The organism is Thermus sp. NEB1569 (genome assembly GCF_022385295.1).
Taxonomy (GTDB): Bacteria; Deinococcota; Deinococci; order Deinococcales; family Thermaceae; genus Thermus; species Thermus scotoductus.
Map to the genome: position 1 here is coordinate 1,061,606 of NZ_CP092445.1, position 15,590 is coordinate 1,077,195.

The window sequence follows — 15,590 nt, forward strand, 5'->3', positions numbered from 1 at the left end:
TTCCCGCTGGCCTGAAGGGGGTGAAAGCTTGCTGGGAAGGCTATACCTGGTGGTGACCCCGAGGCCCGGTTGGTCCATGGCGGAGGTGCTGGATCGGACGGAACGGGCCCTGGCGGGTGGGGTGGAGGTCGTGCAGCTTCGGGCCAAGGACTGGGAGGCGAGGCCCATCCTGGACCTGGGGGAAAGGATGCTGGCCCTGGCCCGACGGTATGGGGTGCCCTTCTTCCTCAACGACCGGCCGGACCTGGCGGCTCTTCTGGGAGCGGATGGGGTGCACCTTGGCCAGGGGGACCTGACGCCCGCGGAGGCCCGCCGCTTCTTCCAGGGGATGGTGGGCCGCTCCACCCACGCCCCCGAGCAGGCCCTAAGAGCCCTCGAGGAAGGAGTGGACTACCTCTCCATAGGCCCTGTGTGGGAAACCCCCACCAAGCCGGGGAGGCAGGCCGCGGGCCTGGGTTATGTGCGCTGGGCCCGGGAGAACCTGGGGGAGAGGCCCTGGTACGCCATCGGCGGCATCACCCTGGAGAACCTGGGGGAGGTTTTGGAGGCCGGGGCGCGCCGAGTTGTGGTGGTCCGCGCCATCCTGGACGCTGAGAACCCCGAGCGGGCGGCCCAGGCATTCAGGGAGCGGCTTTATGGTGTGGCTTAACGGGGAGGCTAAGCCCCTCGAGGGCAAGACGCTCAGGGAGGTTCTGGAGGAGCTGGATGTGGATCTTTCCCGGGTGGCGGTCCTCCTCAACGAGGAGGCCTACCTGGGGCGGGAGCTTCCTCACCACGTCCTGAAGGAGGGGGATGTGGTGGAGGTGGTCACCCTCATGCAAGGAGGCTAGATGGACACCTGGAAGGTCGGGGACATAGAGCTTAAAAGCCGTCTTATCCTGGGCTCGGGCAAGTTCCGGGACTTCGGGGTGATGCGGGAGGCCATAAAGGCTGCGGGGGCCGAGGTGGTCACCGTGGCCATCCGCCGGGTGGAGGCCAGGATGCCCGGGCATGTGGGTCTCCTCGAGGCCTTAGAGGGCGTGCGCCTCCTGCCCAACACAGCAGGTGCCAGGACGGCGGAGGAAGCGTTGAGGATAGCCCGGCTGGGCCGGGTCCTCACCGGGGAGAGGTGGGTGAAGCTGGAGGTGATCCCTGACCCCACCTATCTCCTCCCCGATCCCGTGGAGACCCTGAGGGCGGCGAGGATGCTCATCGATGAGGGCTTCCTGGTCCTGCCCTACATCGGTCCTGACCTCGTCCTGGCCAAGAAGCTTTCGGAGCAGGGCACGGCTACGGTGATGCCCCTGGCGGCCCCCATCGGCTCCGGCTGGGGGGTGAAGACCCGGGCCCTTTTGGAGCTCTTCGCCCGGGAGAAGACCTCATTGCCCCCGGTGGTGGTGGATGCGGGGCTTGGCCTCCCTTCCCATGCAGCGGAGGTGATGGAGATGGGTTTGGACGCCGTGCTGGTGAATACCGCCATTGCCGAGGCCCAAGATCCCGTGGCCATGGCTGAGGCCTTTCGTTTGGCTGTGGAGGCGGGGAGGAAAGCCTTTTTGGCCGGCCCCATGCGACCCCGGGAGGTGGCGAGCCCCTCGAGCCCCATGGAGGGCATCCCTTTGGGAGGTCCTAAGCCGTGAGGGTAGAGGTGGCGGTGGTGGGGGCGGGGATTATCGGAACCCTCGCCGCCTACGAGCTCAGGAAGCGGGGGCTTTCCGTCCTCCTCCTAGATGCCGGTAAGGAGGGAGCGGCTACCCTGGCCAGTGCGGGGATGCTGGCTCCTTATCCCGAGGGGCTTTCCGGGGAGGTTTTGGAGGCGGCCCTTTTCGGCCTAGAGTACTATCCAGGCCTCCTCGAGGAGCTTGCCGCCAAGGGATGGAAGGTGGAGGCGGGGTTTAGCGGCACCCAGGTGGTGGCCCTGTCCCAGGTGGAAAAGGAGGCCTGGGCTGCTTTCCCGTCAGGGAAACAACCAGCGGCCCAGGAGTCCTTGTCCTACCCGGTTCGGGGTGGAAGGGGAGCGCGTACCTTCCCTGGCGGGTATGTCCATCCCAAGGCCCTCCGCGAGGCCTTACTGAAAGCTTTGGAGGTCATGGAAACCCCTTTCCTTCAAGCCGAGGTGGAGGAGGTGAAGGAAGGGGGAGTGCGAGGGCGCTGGCGGGAGGAGCCCTTTACCGCCCAGGCCCGGTTCGTCCTCCTGGCCGTGGGCGCCTGGGGTAGCCGATTTGGCCTTGGGGTCCGGCCCCTGAAGGGGGAGGCCTTGGTCCTCGAGGGCCCGGCTCCTCCTGCCCCCCTTTTCGCCGGGGAAGGGTACCTCCTTCCCCGGGAGGGTGGGGTATACGTGGGGGCTACCCAGCGAGAGGGATGGGCTCAAGGAGTGGATCTATTCGGCCTAAGGTGGCTTTCCGACTACGCCCACGAGCGCTTTCCCCTGCTGGCAGGGGCCAGGTTCCGGGAGGCCCTTTGGGGGTACAGGCCGGTAGGAGAGCTTTTCGTGGGTGAGGTGGAAAGGGGAGTGCTGGCTGCGGTGGGCCATGGAAGGAACGGCATCCTCCTGGCCCCGTGGACGGCGAAGAGGATTCTCGAGCTTTTGGGGGTGTAGCTATGACCCAGCTGGAAGCGGCAAGGAAGGGCATCGTGACCGAGGAGATGGCTTACGTGGCGGAGAAGGAGGGGGTTTCCCCTGAGTTTGTGCGGGAAGGGGTGGCGTCGGGGCGGATCGTGATTCCTAGGAACCCCAACCACCGCACCCTTCGGGACTTCAAGGGGATCGGGGAAGGGCTCAGCGTGAAGGTGAACGCCAACCTGGGTACTTCCTACGACTACGTCAACCTCGAGGAGGAGGTGGAAAAGGCCAGGGTGGCCATCCAGTACGGGGCGGACACCATCATGGATCTCTCCACAGGGGGGGACTTGAAGGCCATCCGGGAAAGAATCCTCGAGGTGGCCACCGTTCCTTTGGGCACTGTGCCCATCTATGAGGCGGAGTTCCGCGCCGCCAAGCGGAAGAGCTTCTTCGACATGTCCGCGGACGAGCTTTTCGAGGTCATAGAGGAACACGGGCGGCAGGGGGTGGACTACATCACCGTGCACGTGGGGGTTACCCTGAAGAACCTGGAGGTTTACCGGAATTCCTCCCGGACCACGGGGATTGTGAGCCGGGGTGGAGGGCTTCTCGCCGCCTGGATGCTCCACCGCGGAGAGGAAAACCCCCTCTACGCCCGCTTTGACGACCTCCTGGACATCGCCCGCACCTACGACATGACCCTCTCCCTAGGGGATGGCCTCCGCCCTGGCTCCCTTGCCGACAGCACCGACCGGGCCCAGATCGCCGAGCTCCTCACCATTGGGGAGTTGGTGGAAAGGGCCCGCCGGGCGGGGGTGCAGGCCATGGTGGAAGGACCGGGCCACATTCCTTTGAACGAGGTGGCCACCAACGTGCAGATCCAGAAGAAGCTCACAGGGAACGCCCCCTTCTACATCCTGGGGATGCTTCCCGTGGACACCGCCGCGGGCTTTGACCACATCGCCGGGGCCATCGGAGGCGCCTTGGCCGGTTGGATGGGGGCGGATATGCTCTGCTACCTGACCCCGGCGGAGCACCTGGGCCTGCCCACCCCCGAGCACGTGAAGGAAGGAGTCATCGCCTTCAAGATCGCCGCCCACGCCGCCGACGTGGCCCGGGGAAACCCCAGGGCCCTGGAGAGGAACCGGCGCATGTCCGAGGCCCGCTACCGCCTGGACTGGGAAGGCCAGTTCGCTCTTTGCCTTTATCCTGAGGAGGCCCGCCGCCTCAAGGAGGAGCGGGGCTCCAGGACCAAGGCCTGCAGCATGTGCGGCCCCTTCTGCCCCATGAACCTGGTGGAGGCCGTCCTCAAGGGAAGGGCGCGCATGGAGCTTCCCGTAAGCTAGAGCCATGGACCCCATCGCCCGCTTGGACCGCCTGCCCTTAGGGAGGCCCCACCTTAGGCTCCTTTTCCTCCTTGGGCTCGGCTGGGCCCTGGACGCCATGGACGTGGGCCTCATCGGCTTCACCCTGCCCGCCCTCACCCGGGAGTTCGGCCTAAGCCCCGTCCAGGCGGGGCTTTTGGGAAGCGTGGGCCTTTTGGGGATGCTCCTGGGGGCCGCTTTGGGGGGGAGGCTTGCCGACCGCCTGGGGCGGAAGGCCGTCATCGGCTATAGCCTCTTCCTGGCAGGGTTAGGAAGCCTCCTCACCGCCCTAGCCCCCTCCTTGGCATGGGTCTTCCTCTTCCGCTTCCTCACGGGGCTTGGCCTGGGGGCTGAGCTCCCCGTGGCCGCAAGCCTCATGGCCGAGTGGAGCCCCTTGCGCCTCAGGGGGCGGATGGTGGTCCTCCTCGAGGCCTTCTGGGCCGTGGGCTGGCTCCTTGCGGCCCTCCTCGGCTACCTCCTCGTGCCCGAGTACGGCTGGCGGTTGGCCTTCCTGGCCGGGGCCCTTCCCGCCCTCTACGCCGCCTACCTGAGGCTTTCCCTCCCCGAGTCCCCCCGCTGGCTCATGGCCCGGGGGCGGGTGGGGGAGGCGGAGGCCCTGGTCCGGGCCTGGGAGGGAGCCTTCGCGGGGCCCCTGCCTGAGCCCAAGGCCGCGGAGGTCCCTAGGCCCTTGCCCTACGGGGCCCTTTTCCGCCCCCCCTATGGCCGGCGCACCCTCTTCATCGCCCTGGCCTGGCTGACCCTGAACGCGGGGTATTACGGGGCCTTCATCTGGCTTCCTTCCCTCCTCGTGGCCCAGGGCTACACCCTGGTCCGCTCCCTGGAATATGTCCTCCTCATCACCCTGGCCCAGCTTCCGGGTTACCTCCTGGCGGCCTTCCTGGTGGAGCGGGTAGGGCGGAGGCCGGTCTTGGTGGGCTTCCTCGGCCTTTCCGCCCTTTTCGCCTACCTCCTTGGGCAGGCGGGAAGCCCGGGGGAGATCCTCCTCTTCGGGAGCCTCCTCTCCTTCTTCAACCTGGGAGCTTGGGGGGCCATCTACGCCTACACCCCGGAACTTTTCCCCACCGCCCTAAGGGGGAGCGGGGCGGGCCTGGCCGCGGCCTTGGGCCGGGTGGGGGGGATTTTGGCCCCCTACCTCACGGGCCTCCTCCTTAGCCCCTTGGGGCCAGGGGGGGTTTTGGCCCTCCACGGGGGGCTCCTCCTCCTTGCGGGGCTTTTTGCCCTCCTCGTGGGGGTGGAGACCCGGGGTAGGGCCCTGGAGGGGGTATGAAGGTCGCTTTGACCATCGCTGGCTCGGACTCCGGGGGCGGGGCGGGGATCCAGGCCGACCTCAAGGCCTTTACCCGCTTCGGGGTCTACGGGGCAAGCGCCCTCACCCTGGTCACGGCCCAGAACACCCTGGGGGTCCAAAGGGTCCACCTTCTTCCTCCGGAGCTGGTCTACGCCCAGATCCAGAGCGTGGCCGAGGACCTCCCCATCCATGCGGCCAAGACCGGGGCCTTGGGGAACGCGGAGATCGTGGAGGCCGTGGCCCAGGGGGTGAGGCGCTATGGGATCGCCCCCCTGGTGGTGGACCCGGTGATGGTGGCCAAGGGGGGGGATCCCCTCCTTGCCCCCGAGGCGGTCCAGGCCCTTAAAGAAAGGCTATTCCCCCTTGCCACCCTCATCACCCCGAACCGCCTCGAGGCGGAAGCCCTCCTTTCCCGGCCTATCCGGACCCTGGCGGAAGCCCAGGAGGCGGCCCGGGAACTTTTGGCCCTCGGCCCCCAAGCGGTCCTCCTGAAGGGGGGCCATTTTGATGGCGAGGAAGCGGTGGATTTCCTGGCCACGCCAAAGGGCATCCAAGCCTTCCGCGGCAGGCGCATCCCCACCCGGAATACCCACGGCACGGGGTGCACTCTTTCCGCAGCCATCACTGCCCTCCTGGCTTTGGGAAAGCCCCTGGAGGAAGCCGTGGCCGAGGCCAAGGCCTACCTCACCCGGGCCTTGGAAACCGCTCCTTCCTTGGGTCAGGGCCATGGCCCCGTGAACCACTTCGCCTAGTTCAGAGGGCGGTAGCCCCGCCGTCCACGGGAAGAATTGCCCCGGTGATGTAGTCGGAGGCCGGGCTTGCCAGGAAAAGCACCGCTCCTCCCAGCTCCCCGGGTTTCCCGGGACGCCCCAGGGGCAGGGTGGCCTTCAGGAAGGCCTCGGCCTTGGGCAGGACCTTTTCCGTCATGCGGGTGGGGAAAAACCCAGGGGCTAAGGCGTTCACCCGAATACCGAACCGGCCCCATTTCACCGCCAAATCCCGGGTAAGGGCGATAAGCCCACCCTTGGAAGCGGAATAGCCCACGGCGTCCAGGACCTCAGGGTACTCTCCTTTTAGCCCTGCCACGGAGGCGATGTGGATGATCTTGCCGTAGCCCCTTTCCCGCATGCGCTGGGCGGCGGCGCGGCTTGCCAGGAAGGCCCCCACCAGGTTGACCTCGAGGACCTCCCGTACCTTTTCCACCGGCATCTCCCAGGAGGGGGCCCCCCAGGAGATCCCTGCGGCGTTCACCAGGATGGTGAGGGGCCCAAGCTCCCGCTCCACCTGGTTCACCGCCGCGAGGAGCCGCCCTTCGTCCCGCACATCCCCTTCCAGGTAAAGGGCTTCCCCAAGGTGCTTTTTGGCCTCCTCAAAGAAGCTGGCCCTCCGGGCCAAAACCGCCACCTTGGCCCCGGCCTCCTTGAGGGCGAGGGCGGCCTCGAGGCCAAGCCCCCGGGATCCCCCCGTCACCAGGGCTACTTTGCCGTTCAGGCGGAATTGCTCCAGGAACATAGTCCCCCCTTATCCCTCTGAGGAATCGTGGAACAGATCCTTATACTGTTCCCTGAGGGCACGCTTTAGGAACTTCCCCGCGCTGGTGCGGGGGATCTCTTCCACGAAGACGAAGGCATCGGGAAGTTGCCACTTGGCAAAACCAGCCTTTAAGAGATGTTCCCGAAGCTCCTCCTCGCTGGGTTTCTCTCCCCTGGGCACCACCACGGCTAAGGGCCTTTCCTGCCACCTGGGGTGGGGAATGGCCACCACCGCCGCCTCCTTCACCTTGGGATGTCCCATGAGGATGTTTTCCAGATCCACGCTGGAAATCCACTCCCCGCCCGACTTGATGAGGTCCTTCAGCCGGTCTTTAATCTCCAAGTAGCCCTCCTCATCCCACACGGCGATGTCTCCGGTTCGGAACCATCCGTCGGGGGTTAGGGCGTTACGGCTAGCCTCCTCGTTCCGGTAGTACCCCCCGGTGATCCACGGCCCCTTGAGCTGGACTTCCCCCATGGTTCTGGCATCCTTGGGCACCGGGCGGCCTTCCTCGTCAGCCACCCGAAGGCGCACAAGAGGGGTAGGGAGGCCAGTCTTAGCCTTGAGGCGGATCCTTTCCTCCCAGGGGAGACTTTCCAGGTGGCTTTTCATGAAGTTCTGCACCACCACCGGAGAAGTTTCCGTGAGGCCATAGCCCTGCCGCACCTCTATGCCCATGCGCTCAAAGCGCTCCACTAGGCTTCTCGGGGCGGCGCTTCCCCCCACCACCAGGCGCCGCAGGGTCTTGAGGCGGTGTCCCGTGTTCTCCAGGTAATCGGCCAAGGCCAGCCACACCGTGGGCACTCCGGCGGTAAAAGTCACTCCTTCTCCGTCAAAGAGTTCTACCAAGGAGGCGGGATCTAGCTTGGGTCCTGGCAGGACCTGCTTGGCTCCCACCAAGGTGGCGGCATAGGGTAGGCACCAGGCGTTCACGTGGAACATGGGTACCACTGGGAGGACCGAGTCCTTCTCCGAGAGAGCCGTGCCATCCTCGAGGCTCGCCGCCAAGGTGTGGAGGACCAGGGCCCGGTGGCTGTAGACCACTCCCTTGGGAAGACCGGTGGTCCCCGTGGTGTAGGCCATGCCGCAGGCGGCCCGTTCGGGTACCCGGATGGGGTCCGCCTCCTCGCCCAACACCTCCTCGTAGGCCAAGTATCCCTCTGGCGCCTTCTCGTCCATTACCACGAAGTGGCGCACGGTGGAAAGCTCCGGGCGCAGGGTCTCCACCAAGGGAAGGAGCTGGGGATCAAAGAGAAGGACCTTGTCCTCCGCATGGTTCAGGATGTAGGCGATCTCCTTGGGGGAAAGCCGGGGGTTTGCGGTGTGGAGGACCGCCCCCATTCCCGGCACGGCGAAGTAGGTCTCCAGGTGGCGGAAGTGGTTGAAGCCCAAGGTGGCTACCCGGTCCCCCACGCCCACCCCTAGGGCCTTGAGGCCGCCCATGAGGCGCCTGGCCCGGCGGTAGACCTCGGCGTAGGTGGTGCGGTGGATCTCCCCGGTGTGGAGGCGGGAAACCACCTCCTTCTTTCCGAATAGCTCCGCCGCCCGCTCCAGAAAATCCCAAAGGTTCAGGTCCTCGTTCATCATGGTAGAGGGCAGAAAATCCATACTCCCCACCTCCTCGCAGATGAACCCAGTATAAAACCCATCACCCCACCCGGTAGAAGATCCCCTTGGCCCAGGCCACCCGCTCCTCGCCCAAAAAGGCCTCCCCTTGGGCGTGGACGAGCTTTCGTCCCCCGTGGACCACCGTCCCCCGGGCTTTTAGGGTGCCGGAGCGCACCGGCCTCAGGTAATGGACGGAAAGCTCCACCGTCACCACCCGGCCAAAGGCGCTTTCCACGGCGCTCCCCATGGCGCTATCCAAAAGCGCAGCCAGGATGCCCCCATGGACGATGCCCTGGCCCTGGAGGAACTCCTCCCGCACCTCCAGAGCAAGCTCGGCCACGCCCTCGGCCTTTCTTAGAATCTGAGCCTGAAACCAGCGGGCGAAAGGACTCAATTAGGCCTCCTGCCTGGAATCTATGACCCTCCTCCGCACCATGGTCACGAACTCCCCCTCCTGCACCACCTCCCCCCTTTGGTTCAGGACCCGCACCCTTTGCACCAGAATCCCCCGGTCGGGCTTGGAGGTCTCCCGCTTCTCCACGATCTCCGTCTCCCCCCGGATGGTGTCCCCGATGAAGACGGGCTTTAAAAAGCGGTAGTTCCGGATCTCCATCCAGGCGATGAGGGTACCGTCCGTAACCCCTGTGCGCTGCCTCAGCCCCGTGAGCATGGCGAGCACGAGAAGGCCATGGGCGATGCGCTGGCCGAAGGGGGTTTCCTTGGCGTGTTCGGCGTCGGTGTGGATGGGGTTGTAGTCCCCCGAGACCCCGGCGAAGTTGACGATGTCCGCCTCGGTCACCGTGCGCCCGGCGGTGGAGAACCTCTGGCCTACCTCAAAGTCCTCAAAGTACATAGGCATCCCTAATCCCTCCCTTCTAAATCGCGCTCAAGACCGAACGCCCTCCGTCCACGTAAAGGGCATGGCCGGTGATGAAACCCGCCTCCTCCGAAAGGAGAAAGAGGGCGGCTTGGGCCACCTCTTCGGGCCTTCCCGCCCGCCCGAGGGGGCAGGCCTCCACCTCCCGCCTTTTGGCCCATTCGGGCAAACCCGCGGTCATCCGGGTGGCGATGTACCCAGGCACGAGGAGGTTCACCCGGACCCCTTTGGGCGCAAGCTCCAGGGCCAGGGTCCGGGTTAGACCGATAAGCGCAGCCTTACTCGCGGCGTAGTGGGCGAGGCCTAGGGCGCCGAGGGCGGCCACGGAGCCGGTTAGAACGATGCTCCCCCCCTCCATCACGGCCCCTGCTTTCTGGACCAGGAGAAAGCTGCTCTCCAGGTTCACCTTGAGAACCCGTTCCCATGCCTCCAGGCTGAGGCGCCAGTGAAGGGCCGAGTCCGCTACCCCGGCGAAGTGGGCAAGGCCGTGGAGGGCCCCGAACTCTTCCAAGGTCTCCTCCAGGACCCGATCTAGGGCCCTGGGATCGCTCACATCCCCAGGGAAGGCCAGGGCCTCGGCCTCGAGGGAAGCCACCGCCTCGCAGAGGGCATCCCCATCCCAATCCATGGCGGCAATTCGCGCCCCCTCTGCGGCGAACAGGTCCAGGGCCGCCCGGCCGATCCCGTGGGCCGCCCCCGTGATGAGCACCACTTTGCCCTCAAGCCGCCCCATCAGCGCACCAAGCTGGCATAGACCATCTGGCGGAAAAGCTGGGAGTAGTAGGCCCGTCCACCCGGGCTCTGGCTCAAGAAGATGCCGATGAGCCGCTCTTTGGGGTCCACGAAGAAGTAGGTCCCGAAAAGGCCCGCCCAGCTATAGTCTCCGCTGCTGCCCATAAGGGGGCTACCCCCATCGGCGAGACGAACGGCCACGCCGAGCCCAAACCCGTACCCGGGCCCCGGCAAATAGGCCGCTCCTCGCTGCAAGGAGGGCAGGTAAAGGGGGCCTAAGTGGTCCTGGGTCATGAGGGCCACGGCCTTCGGGCTTAGAATCCGTCTTCCCTCCAGGGCCCCTCCCTCTAAGAGAGCCTGGAGGAAGCGGAAGTAGTCCCGGGCGGTGGAAACCAAGCCGGCTCCCCCCGAAAACCGTTTGGGCGGGCGCCGTACCTCCAGGGGCGTGGGCGTGGGGGCACCGGTGAAGGGGTCCTGCGGAAAGGGCTCGGCAATACGGCCCCACTTGGCCTCGGGTACGCTAAATCCTGTATCCGCCATTCCCAGAGGCCTAAAGATCCGTTTTTCCAGCAACTGTTCCAGGCTCTGCCCGGTGATCTGCTCCAGGAGGTGGCCCAAGAGGTCAGTGGAGTTTCCGTATTCAAAGACCGTACCCGGCTGGAACTGGAGGGGTAGGTTGGCCAGCTTGTTCAAAAACTCCTCCCGGGTTTGGTCCACCGCGTCCAACCCCACCCGGCGATACTCCCGCTTTACCAAGGAATCGAAGAAGATCCCGTAGGTGATCCCGGAGGTGTGGCGGAGCAGGTCGTAGACAAGGATGGGCCGCTGGGCCGGCACCAACTCTAAAGTGGACTCCCCGTTAGGGCCGGTGCGCTCCACCCCCACCCGAAGCTCCCGGAACTGGGGCAGGTAAAGGGATACAGGGTCGGTGAGGAAGATCCGCCCTTCCTCCATCAGGTTCAAGGCCAGGGCCGAAACCAGGGGCTTGGTCATGGAATAGATGCGGAAGATCGCCTCCTTGGACATGGGGGTGCGGCGTACAGGGTCCAGATAGCCTACGGCCTCCTCAAACACCACCCGCCCGTTCCGGGCCACCAAGACCACCGCCCCAGGAAGCCGACCTTGGGCCACTTCGGCCTCGAGGCGGGCCTTCAAAAGCCCTAAGCGTCCGAGGTCCACCCCCTCCTGGATCTGGGCCAGGGCCAAGCCCAAGAAAAGGAGCAGGTGGACCCACCAGAAACCCTTCCCCCTCATTCCCTCATCACCTCCTCCAAGGGCTAAACCATTCCCAGGTAGCTGGCTTTGACCCGGGTGTCCTGGAGCAGGGCCTTGGCCTGGCCTTGGAGCACCACCCGGCCTTCTTCTAGAACATAGGCCCGATCAGCCAACTCCAGGGCCAAAGCCACGTTCTGCTCTACCAGCAAAATGGGAACCTGTACCTTGATTCTCGCCAAAGTTTCAAGGATCTGGATCCCCAGCCGGGGAGCCAGACCCAGGGTCGGCTCATCCACCAGGAGAAGCCTGGGTTCGGCCATTAAGGCCCGGCCTATGGCCAGCATCTGCTGCTCACCTCCAGAAAGGGTCCCGGCGAGCTGGGAACGCCGATCCTTTAAGACAGGGAAAAGGGTGTAAACCTCTTCTAACCGCACTTTAAGTCCCTTACGCGCCTCTTTGCGGTAGGCCCCCAGGCGCAGGTTCTCCTCCACAGTCATCTCCGGGAAAAGGCCGCGTCCTTCGGGAGCCCAGGCCACCCCTAATCGCGCCACGCGGTGGGGAGGGAGGTGGGTTATGGACTGCCCTTGGAAAAGGATCTCCCCGCGCCGCCAGGTGAGCCCCAAGAGAGCCTTAAGAAGGGTGGTCTTGCCAGCCCCGTTAGGTCCAAGAAGGGCCACCATCTCCCCCGGTTCCACGCAGAGGTCTATCCCGTAGAGCACCTGCAAGGATCCATAACCCGCCTCGAGGCGGCGCACTTCCAGCATCAGGCCACCCCCCCGGTGTAAACCTCTATCACCTTGGGATCCCGGGCTACAACCTCAGGAGGCCCCTCGGCAATGAGGCTCCCAAAGGAAAGGACATAGACCCATTGGGCCAAGCGAAAGACCGTCTTGAGGTCATGCTCCACCAGGAGAAGGCCTAAGCCCCAATCCCGGGTCAGGGCCTCAATTCTCTCGGCCAAAGCGGCCTTTTCCACAGGGTTAAGGCCGGCAAACACCTCATCCAGGAGGAGGTACTTGGGCTCGGCAGCCAGGGCCCGGGCCACCTCGAGACGCTTAAGCTGGGCCACGTTCAGTCCCTCCACCCAAGCCTCAGCCCACTTCTCAAGCCCAACCCCCTCTAAGGCCCGCCAAGCGCTAGCCTCGGGATCCTGGGACCGGCCGGAGAATCGGGCGAAGACCAATACGTTTTCAAAGACGGTAAGGCCGGGGAAAGGGCGGGGAACTTGGAAGGTTCGTACCACCCCAAGCCTTGCCCGGGTTTCGGGGGGTAGCCGGGTGATCCGCCTACCCTCTAGGAAAACCTCTCCGCGGAAAGGCTTAAGGTGCCCGCTCAATACACCGAACATCGTGGTCTTCCCTGCACCGTTCGGACCTATAAGGCCCACCTTTTGTCCGACCTCCACCGCTAAGTGGACCTCGTGCAGGGCCAAAAGCCCTCCAAAGTGTACGCTAACCCCTTGGGCGGACAACGGCATACCGGCCCTCCAGGAAGCCGAAAACTCCGCGGCGCAAAAAGAGAACTACCAGGACTACCAAAGCACCCGTGGCAATGTGGTACCCCCTCTCCAGAACCTGCTTGACCCCAAGCTCAGCCCCCAGGTAAAGCCCTAAGGTACCCAAGATGGGTCCCACAACCGTTCCTCTTCCCCCTAGAAAAGAAGCGACCAGAGGATAAACGGACCACTCAAGGCTAAAGGCATAGGGCGGTTCTAGAAAGCGAATGTAAAGGGCTTGAAAAGCCCCAGCTAGACCGGAGAAAAAGGCACTCAGAAAGAGGGCCTGAGCCTTGAGCCGAAAAACCGGGACTCCCCCAGCTCGCGCCGCCTCCTCCTCCCCTAGGGCCGCAAGGCCCAAACCCAGGGGACCGTAGCGTACCCGGAAGGCCACCCCCACACCTACCAGGAGGAGGCCCAGGATCACGTAAAGGTTGGCAAGCTTGGCGCCAAAATCCACCCCCGGCAGGTATAGGCCCGGAATGCTGAAAAGCCCAGCCGCCCCTCCGGTCAGGCCCTCTAAGAGAATGGCCAAGGTGCGCAGTACCTCGGCGTAGGCCAGCATCGCCAGGGCAAAGTAAGCCCCATGAAGCCTAAGGATGGGTAAGGCCACCACGCTTCCCAGGAAGGCTACCCCCCCTCCGAGGAATAAGGCCAGCCAAGGATCTAGTCCAGCCTTGGACAGAATCCCCGCTCCGTAGGCTCCTAGGCCAAAAAAGGCCGCGTGTCCAAAAGAGACCTGGCCCGCGAATCCCCCGAGGAGATTCCAGCCCACGGCCAGAAGGGCCAAGGTCAAAGAAGAGACCAGGAGATGACGCAGGTACTCGTCTAAAAAAGGAGGTAAAGGAGGTAAGATAAGGAGCAAAGCAAAGAGAAGCCAAAGGAGTCTTCGCTCCCTCATCGCTGTCTCCCAAAAAGCCCCTGGGGTCGGAAGAGGAGCATTAGAACAAAGGTCAAAAAGGCCACAAGTTCACCCCAGGCCGGGTTAACCAGAGCGCTCAAGCCTTCCACGGCCCCAAGAAGGAGGCCCGCCAGGGCTACGCCCAGGGGGGAAGTCAGGCCTGCAAGGACCACCACCACGAAGGCTTTCACCGTAAAAAGAGGGGCTGCCATCGGCGCTATGGGTTGAACCACCACCAAAAGGGCCCCTGCAAGCCCCGCTAAGGCTGAGCCCAAGGCAAAGGCCAAAGCTTCTGCAGCCAAGGGTGAAATCCCTAGGGCCATGGCGGCCTCCCGGTTCTGCGTAAGGGCCCGAACCGCCAAGCCGGGCCAGCTCTGCCTCAGAAACCAAGCCACCCCACCCACCGTAAGTAGGGCAATCCCCAGGGTTATGATCTCTCCAAGGGCCAAGCGGATTGGTCCCAAGTGGACTGGCCTTACCCAGGCTGGGTAGGTGAGGTTGCGCAGGTCACTCCCAAAAGCTTCTACAAGCCCATAGAGGATGATGAGCGCAACCCCATAGGTGAGAACCATGCTGCTAATGGGAGGCTCCCGCCGTACGGGAAGAAGAAGGCTGTAGAGCCCAAGGCCCATAAGTCCCCCAAGCCCACCTCCGAGAAGGATCGCCCCCCAAAGGGGAAGCCCGGCCCCAGCCAGGAGATAGGTCAAAAGGGCCCCTGCTACCAACACCTCCCCATGGGCCAGGTTGACCACGTGCATGGCCCCAAAGATCAGGGCCAAACCCACCCCGATGAGGGCATAAATCCCTCCCTGCGCAAGGCCGGAAGCTAGAGCGTTGAGGAAAAGCTCCATCATCGAGTCCAAGGCACCTGAGGATAAACCCACCTGCCGTACGCCCGTTCTTTGGGCCAAACCGGAACCCCCCTGCCTTGCTGAACTTGGGAAACCACAGTCCGATAGAGCACGTTATCGCCCTTCTCGTCAAAGCGATAGGCCGAGACAAGATTTTCTCCCTGGCTTGCGGCCAAGGCATCCCGCAATGCCTGGGGCGTGGGGCTACCGGACTCTACCGCCTTCTTCAAGGCGTTAAGGAGGATCTGGGTCTGGACATACCCTAGAGCGGCCAGGTAGCCCGGGGTCTGGCCGAATCTGCCACGGTAATCGCGGACAAAGCGAGCTTCCTCCGCACGCAAGGCAACGGGAGCCGAACCGTTGGTCCAAGGCTCGGTTCCGTAGACCCCCTCCATAAGCGGCCCAAGGTCCTGGATGAGGGAGGGCGTGATCAGGCTATAAAGGCCTACAAAGGCATTGACCTTGGGCCTGACCACTTGAGCTCCACGCAAGGCGGTGGCGTAGTTGTTTTCGTAACCAATGAAAATAAGCACCTCAGCGCCGGAGCGACCGATCTGTTCCAAAAGGGGTTTGAGGTCCGTGCTTCGGCCGGGGTAGCTCGAGTCAAAAACCAATTGCAGCCCTAGGGCCTGGAGCTTGGCCCGAACGGCCCGGGCTACGTCAGTACCTCCAGCCCCGTCATCGTGCGCAAGGGCGACCCGCTTAGCCCTAAAGCCCTGGGCGATAAGATCCGCCACCACCGCGTAGCCCTCCACATTGGTAAAGCGGAAGAAATAACGGAAGCCACGCTGGGTCAGATCCCGTGCCAAACCCCCACTCGTGATGTAGGGAACACGGGCCCGCTCGGCCACCTCCGAGGCAGGGCCAATGATGTTAGAACCGTAACCTCCTGTAACGCCCAAAACCCGTTCCCGTCCCACGAGCCTTTCCACCGCGGCCACGGCCTTAGCTGGGGAACTTTCGTCGTCCAAGAGAACCAGCTCTACCTTAAAGGGGGCTGTGGCGTTGAAGTGCTCCACAGCAAGCCGCACCCCATTGGCCATCTCGGTGCCAATCCTAGAAAGACTGCCTGTGAGGGGTAGGTGGGAGCCGATCTTGTACTGAGCCAAGGCCAAGCCAAAAACCAAAGGAAGCAAGAACCCGATCCTCCTCATCCCTGTACCTCC

The 15,590-nt window shown here is 64.2% G+C and carries 18 protein-coding genes; 7 read left to right on the plus strand and 11 right to left on the minus strand.

Translation table 11 applies throughout. The annotated features are described in order from the left end of the window. Positions 1-28 precede the first annotated feature (28 nt). From thiE to thiD, 7 genes are read left to right on the plus strand one after another with little or no spacing between them, the layout of a single operon-like run. Entirely contained in the window at positions 29-649 is a 621-nt protein-coding gene (gene thiE, locus MI302_RS06245) for a thiamine phosphate synthase (RefSeq protein ID WP_026329026.1), read from the plus strand. After that, positions 636-830: a sulfur carrier protein ThiS gene (gene thiS / locus MI302_RS06250; RefSeq protein ID WP_019550911.1), complete on the plus strand. Its 195-nt coding sequence runs from the start codon at positions 636-638 to the stop codon at positions 828-830. The genes thiE and thiS overlap by 14 nt, the downstream gene beginning before the upstream one ends. Continuing rightward, complete coding sequence (locus MI302_RS06255; RefSeq protein ID WP_015717079.1) at positions 831-1,616, plus strand: thiazole synthase; 786 nt, start codon at positions 831-833, stop codon at positions 1,614-1,616. Beyond that, a complete protein-coding gene (locus MI302_RS06260) occupies positions 1,613-2,575 on the plus strand; it encodes an FAD-dependent oxidoreductase (protein WP_015717080.1) in 963 nt (320 codons plus the stop codon). Before MI302_RS06255 ends, MI302_RS06260 begins: the two co-directional genes overlap by 4 nt. Before the next feature lie 2 nt (positions 2,576-2,577). Then, complete coding sequence (gene thiC, locus MI302_RS06265; RefSeq protein ID WP_239725239.1) at positions 2,578-3,885, plus strand: phosphomethylpyrimidine synthase ThiC; 1,308 nt, start codon at positions 2,578-2,580, stop codon at positions 3,883-3,885. Positions 3,886-3,889: 4 nt separating this feature from the next. Further along, entirely contained in the window at positions 3,890-5,191 is a 1,302-nt protein-coding gene (locus tag MI302_RS06270) for an MFS transporter (protein ID WP_019550915.1), read from the plus strand. Continuing rightward, positions 5,188-5,964, plus strand: a complete 777-nt coding sequence (gene thiD / locus MI302_RS06275; protein ID WP_239725240.1) for a bifunctional hydroxymethylpyrimidine kinase/phosphomethylpyrimidine kinase — start codon at positions 5,188-5,190, stop codon at positions 5,962-5,964. Before MI302_RS06270 ends, thiD begins: the two co-directional genes overlap by 4 nt. A gap of 1 nt (position 5,965) precedes the next feature. Here thiD and MI302_RS06280 read toward each other — a convergent pair whose 3' ends face one another. The 11 genes from MI302_RS06280 to MI302_RS06330 are packed head-to-tail and all read right to left on the minus strand — an operon-like array spanning position 5,966 to position 15,578. Beyond that, positions 5,966-6,724 (minus strand): SDR family oxidoreductase, encoded by a 759-nt coding sequence (locus MI302_RS06280; protein WP_126170051.1) that lies wholly within the window; start codon positions 6,722-6,724, stop codon positions 5,966-5,968. A gap of 9 nt (positions 6,725-6,733) precedes the next feature. Then, positions 6,734-8,353, minus strand: a complete 1,620-nt coding sequence (locus tag MI302_RS06285; RefSeq protein ID WP_239725241.1) for a long-chain fatty acid--CoA ligase — start codon at positions 8,351-8,353, stop codon at positions 6,734-6,736. Positions 8,354-8,393: 40 nt separating this feature from the next. Then, entirely contained in the window at positions 8,394-8,747 is a 354-nt protein-coding gene (locus MI302_RS12185) for a PaaI family thioesterase (protein ID WP_014630492.1), read from the minus strand. Further along, entirely contained in the window at positions 8,748-9,212 is a 465-nt protein-coding gene (locus tag MI302_RS06295; protein ID WP_014630493.1) for a MaoC/PaaZ C-terminal domain-containing protein, read from the minus strand. It abuts the gene before it with no gap. Between the two features lie 16 nt (positions 9,213-9,228). Continuing rightward, a complete protein-coding gene (locus tag MI302_RS06300; RefSeq protein WP_014630494.1) occupies positions 9,229-9,963 on the minus strand; it encodes an SDR family NAD(P)-dependent oxidoreductase in 735 nt (244 codons plus the stop codon). Beyond that, on the minus strand, positions 9,963-11,216 hold the full coding sequence (locus tag MI302_RS06305; protein ID WP_239725242.1) for a serine hydrolase: 1,254 nt from the start codon (positions 11,214-11,216) through the stop codon (positions 9,963-9,965). Before MI302_RS06305 ends, MI302_RS06300 begins: the two co-directional genes overlap by 1 nt. A gap of 23 nt (positions 11,217-11,239) precedes the next feature. After that, complete coding sequence (locus tag MI302_RS06310) at positions 11,240-11,944, minus strand: ABC transporter ATP-binding protein (RefSeq protein ID WP_172961930.1); 705 nt, start codon at positions 11,942-11,944, stop codon at positions 11,240-11,242. Beyond that, positions 11,941-12,654: an ABC transporter ATP-binding protein gene (locus MI302_RS06315; protein ID WP_239725243.1), complete on the minus strand. Its 714-nt coding sequence runs from the start codon at positions 12,652-12,654 to the stop codon at positions 11,941-11,943. Before MI302_RS06315 ends, MI302_RS06310 begins: the two co-directional genes overlap by 4 nt. Then, positions 12,629-13,573, minus strand: a complete 945-nt coding sequence (locus MI302_RS06320; RefSeq protein WP_239725244.1) for a branched-chain amino acid ABC transporter permease — start codon at positions 13,571-13,573, stop codon at positions 12,629-12,631. Before MI302_RS06320 ends, MI302_RS06315 begins: the two co-directional genes overlap by 26 nt. Next, the gene (locus MI302_RS06325) at positions 13,570-14,427 is read right to left on the minus strand and encodes a branched-chain amino acid ABC transporter permease (RefSeq protein WP_239726506.1); all 858 of its coding nucleotides are present in this window, start codon (positions 14,425-14,427) and stop codon (positions 13,570-13,572) included. Before MI302_RS06325 ends, MI302_RS06320 begins: the two co-directional genes overlap by 4 nt. Further along, positions 14,424-15,578, minus strand: a complete 1,155-nt coding sequence (locus MI302_RS06330; protein WP_014630500.1) for an ABC transporter substrate-binding protein — start codon at positions 15,576-15,578, stop codon at positions 14,424-14,426. The genes MI302_RS06325 and MI302_RS06330 overlap by 4 nt, the downstream gene beginning before the upstream one ends. Positions 15,579-15,590: the final 12 nt, after the last annotated feature.

Bases quoted from the DNA above. Each gene is read 5' to 3' on its own strand.
- MI302_RS06320 (WP_239725244.1), bottom strand. From the start codon at position 13,573: ATGAGGGAGCGAAGACTCCTTTGGCTTCTCTTTGCTTTGCTCCTTATC.
- MI302_RS06315 (WP_239725243.1), bottom strand. From the start codon at position 12,654: ATGCCGTTGTCCGCCCAAGGGGTTAGCGTACACTTTGGAGGGCTTTTG.
- MI302_RS06295 (WP_014630493.1), bottom strand. From the start codon at position 9,212: ATGCCTATGTACTTTGAGGACTTTGAGGTAGGCCAGAGGTTCTCCACC.
- MI302_RS06300 (WP_014630494.1), bottom strand. From the start codon at position 9,963: ATGGGGCGGCTTGAGGGCAAAGTGGTGCTCATCACGGGGGCGGCCCAC.
- MI302_RS06325 (WP_239726506.1), bottom strand. From the start codon at position 14,427: ATGATGGAGCTTTTCCTCAACGCTCTAGCTTCCGGCCTTGCGCAGGGA.
- MI302_RS06270 (WP_019550915.1), top strand. From the start codon at position 3,890: ATGGACCCCATCGCCCGCTTGGACCGCCTGCCCTTAGGGAGGCCCCAC.
- MI302_RS06305 (WP_239725242.1), bottom strand. From the start codon at position 11,216: ATGAGGGGGAAGGGTTTCTGGTGGGTCCACCTGCTCCTTTTCTTGGGC.
- MI302_RS06255 (WP_015717079.1), top strand. From the start codon at position 831: ATGGACACCTGGAAGGTCGGGGACATAGAGCTTAAAAGCCGTCTTATC.
- thiD (WP_239725240.1), top strand. From the start codon at position 5,188: ATGAAGGTCGCTTTGACCATCGCTGGCTCGGACTCCGGGGGCGGGGCG.
- thiS (WP_019550911.1), top strand. From the start codon at position 636: ATGGTGTGGCTTAACGGGGAGGCTAAGCCCCTCGAGGGCAAGACGCTC.
- MI302_RS06280 (WP_126170051.1), bottom strand. From the start codon at position 6,724: ATGTTCCTGGAGCAATTCCGCCTGAACGGCAAAGTAGCCCTGGTGACG.
- thiC (WP_239725239.1), top strand. From the start codon at position 2,578: ATGACCCAGCTGGAAGCGGCAAGGAAGGGCATCGTGACCGAGGAGATG.
- MI302_RS06285 (WP_239725241.1), bottom strand. From the start codon at position 8,353: ATGGATTTTCTGCCCTCTACCATGATGAACGAGGACCTGAACCTTTGG.
- MI302_RS06330 (WP_014630500.1), bottom strand. From the start codon at position 15,578: ATGAGGAGGATCGGGTTCTTGCTTCCTTTGGTTTTTGGCTTGGCCTTG.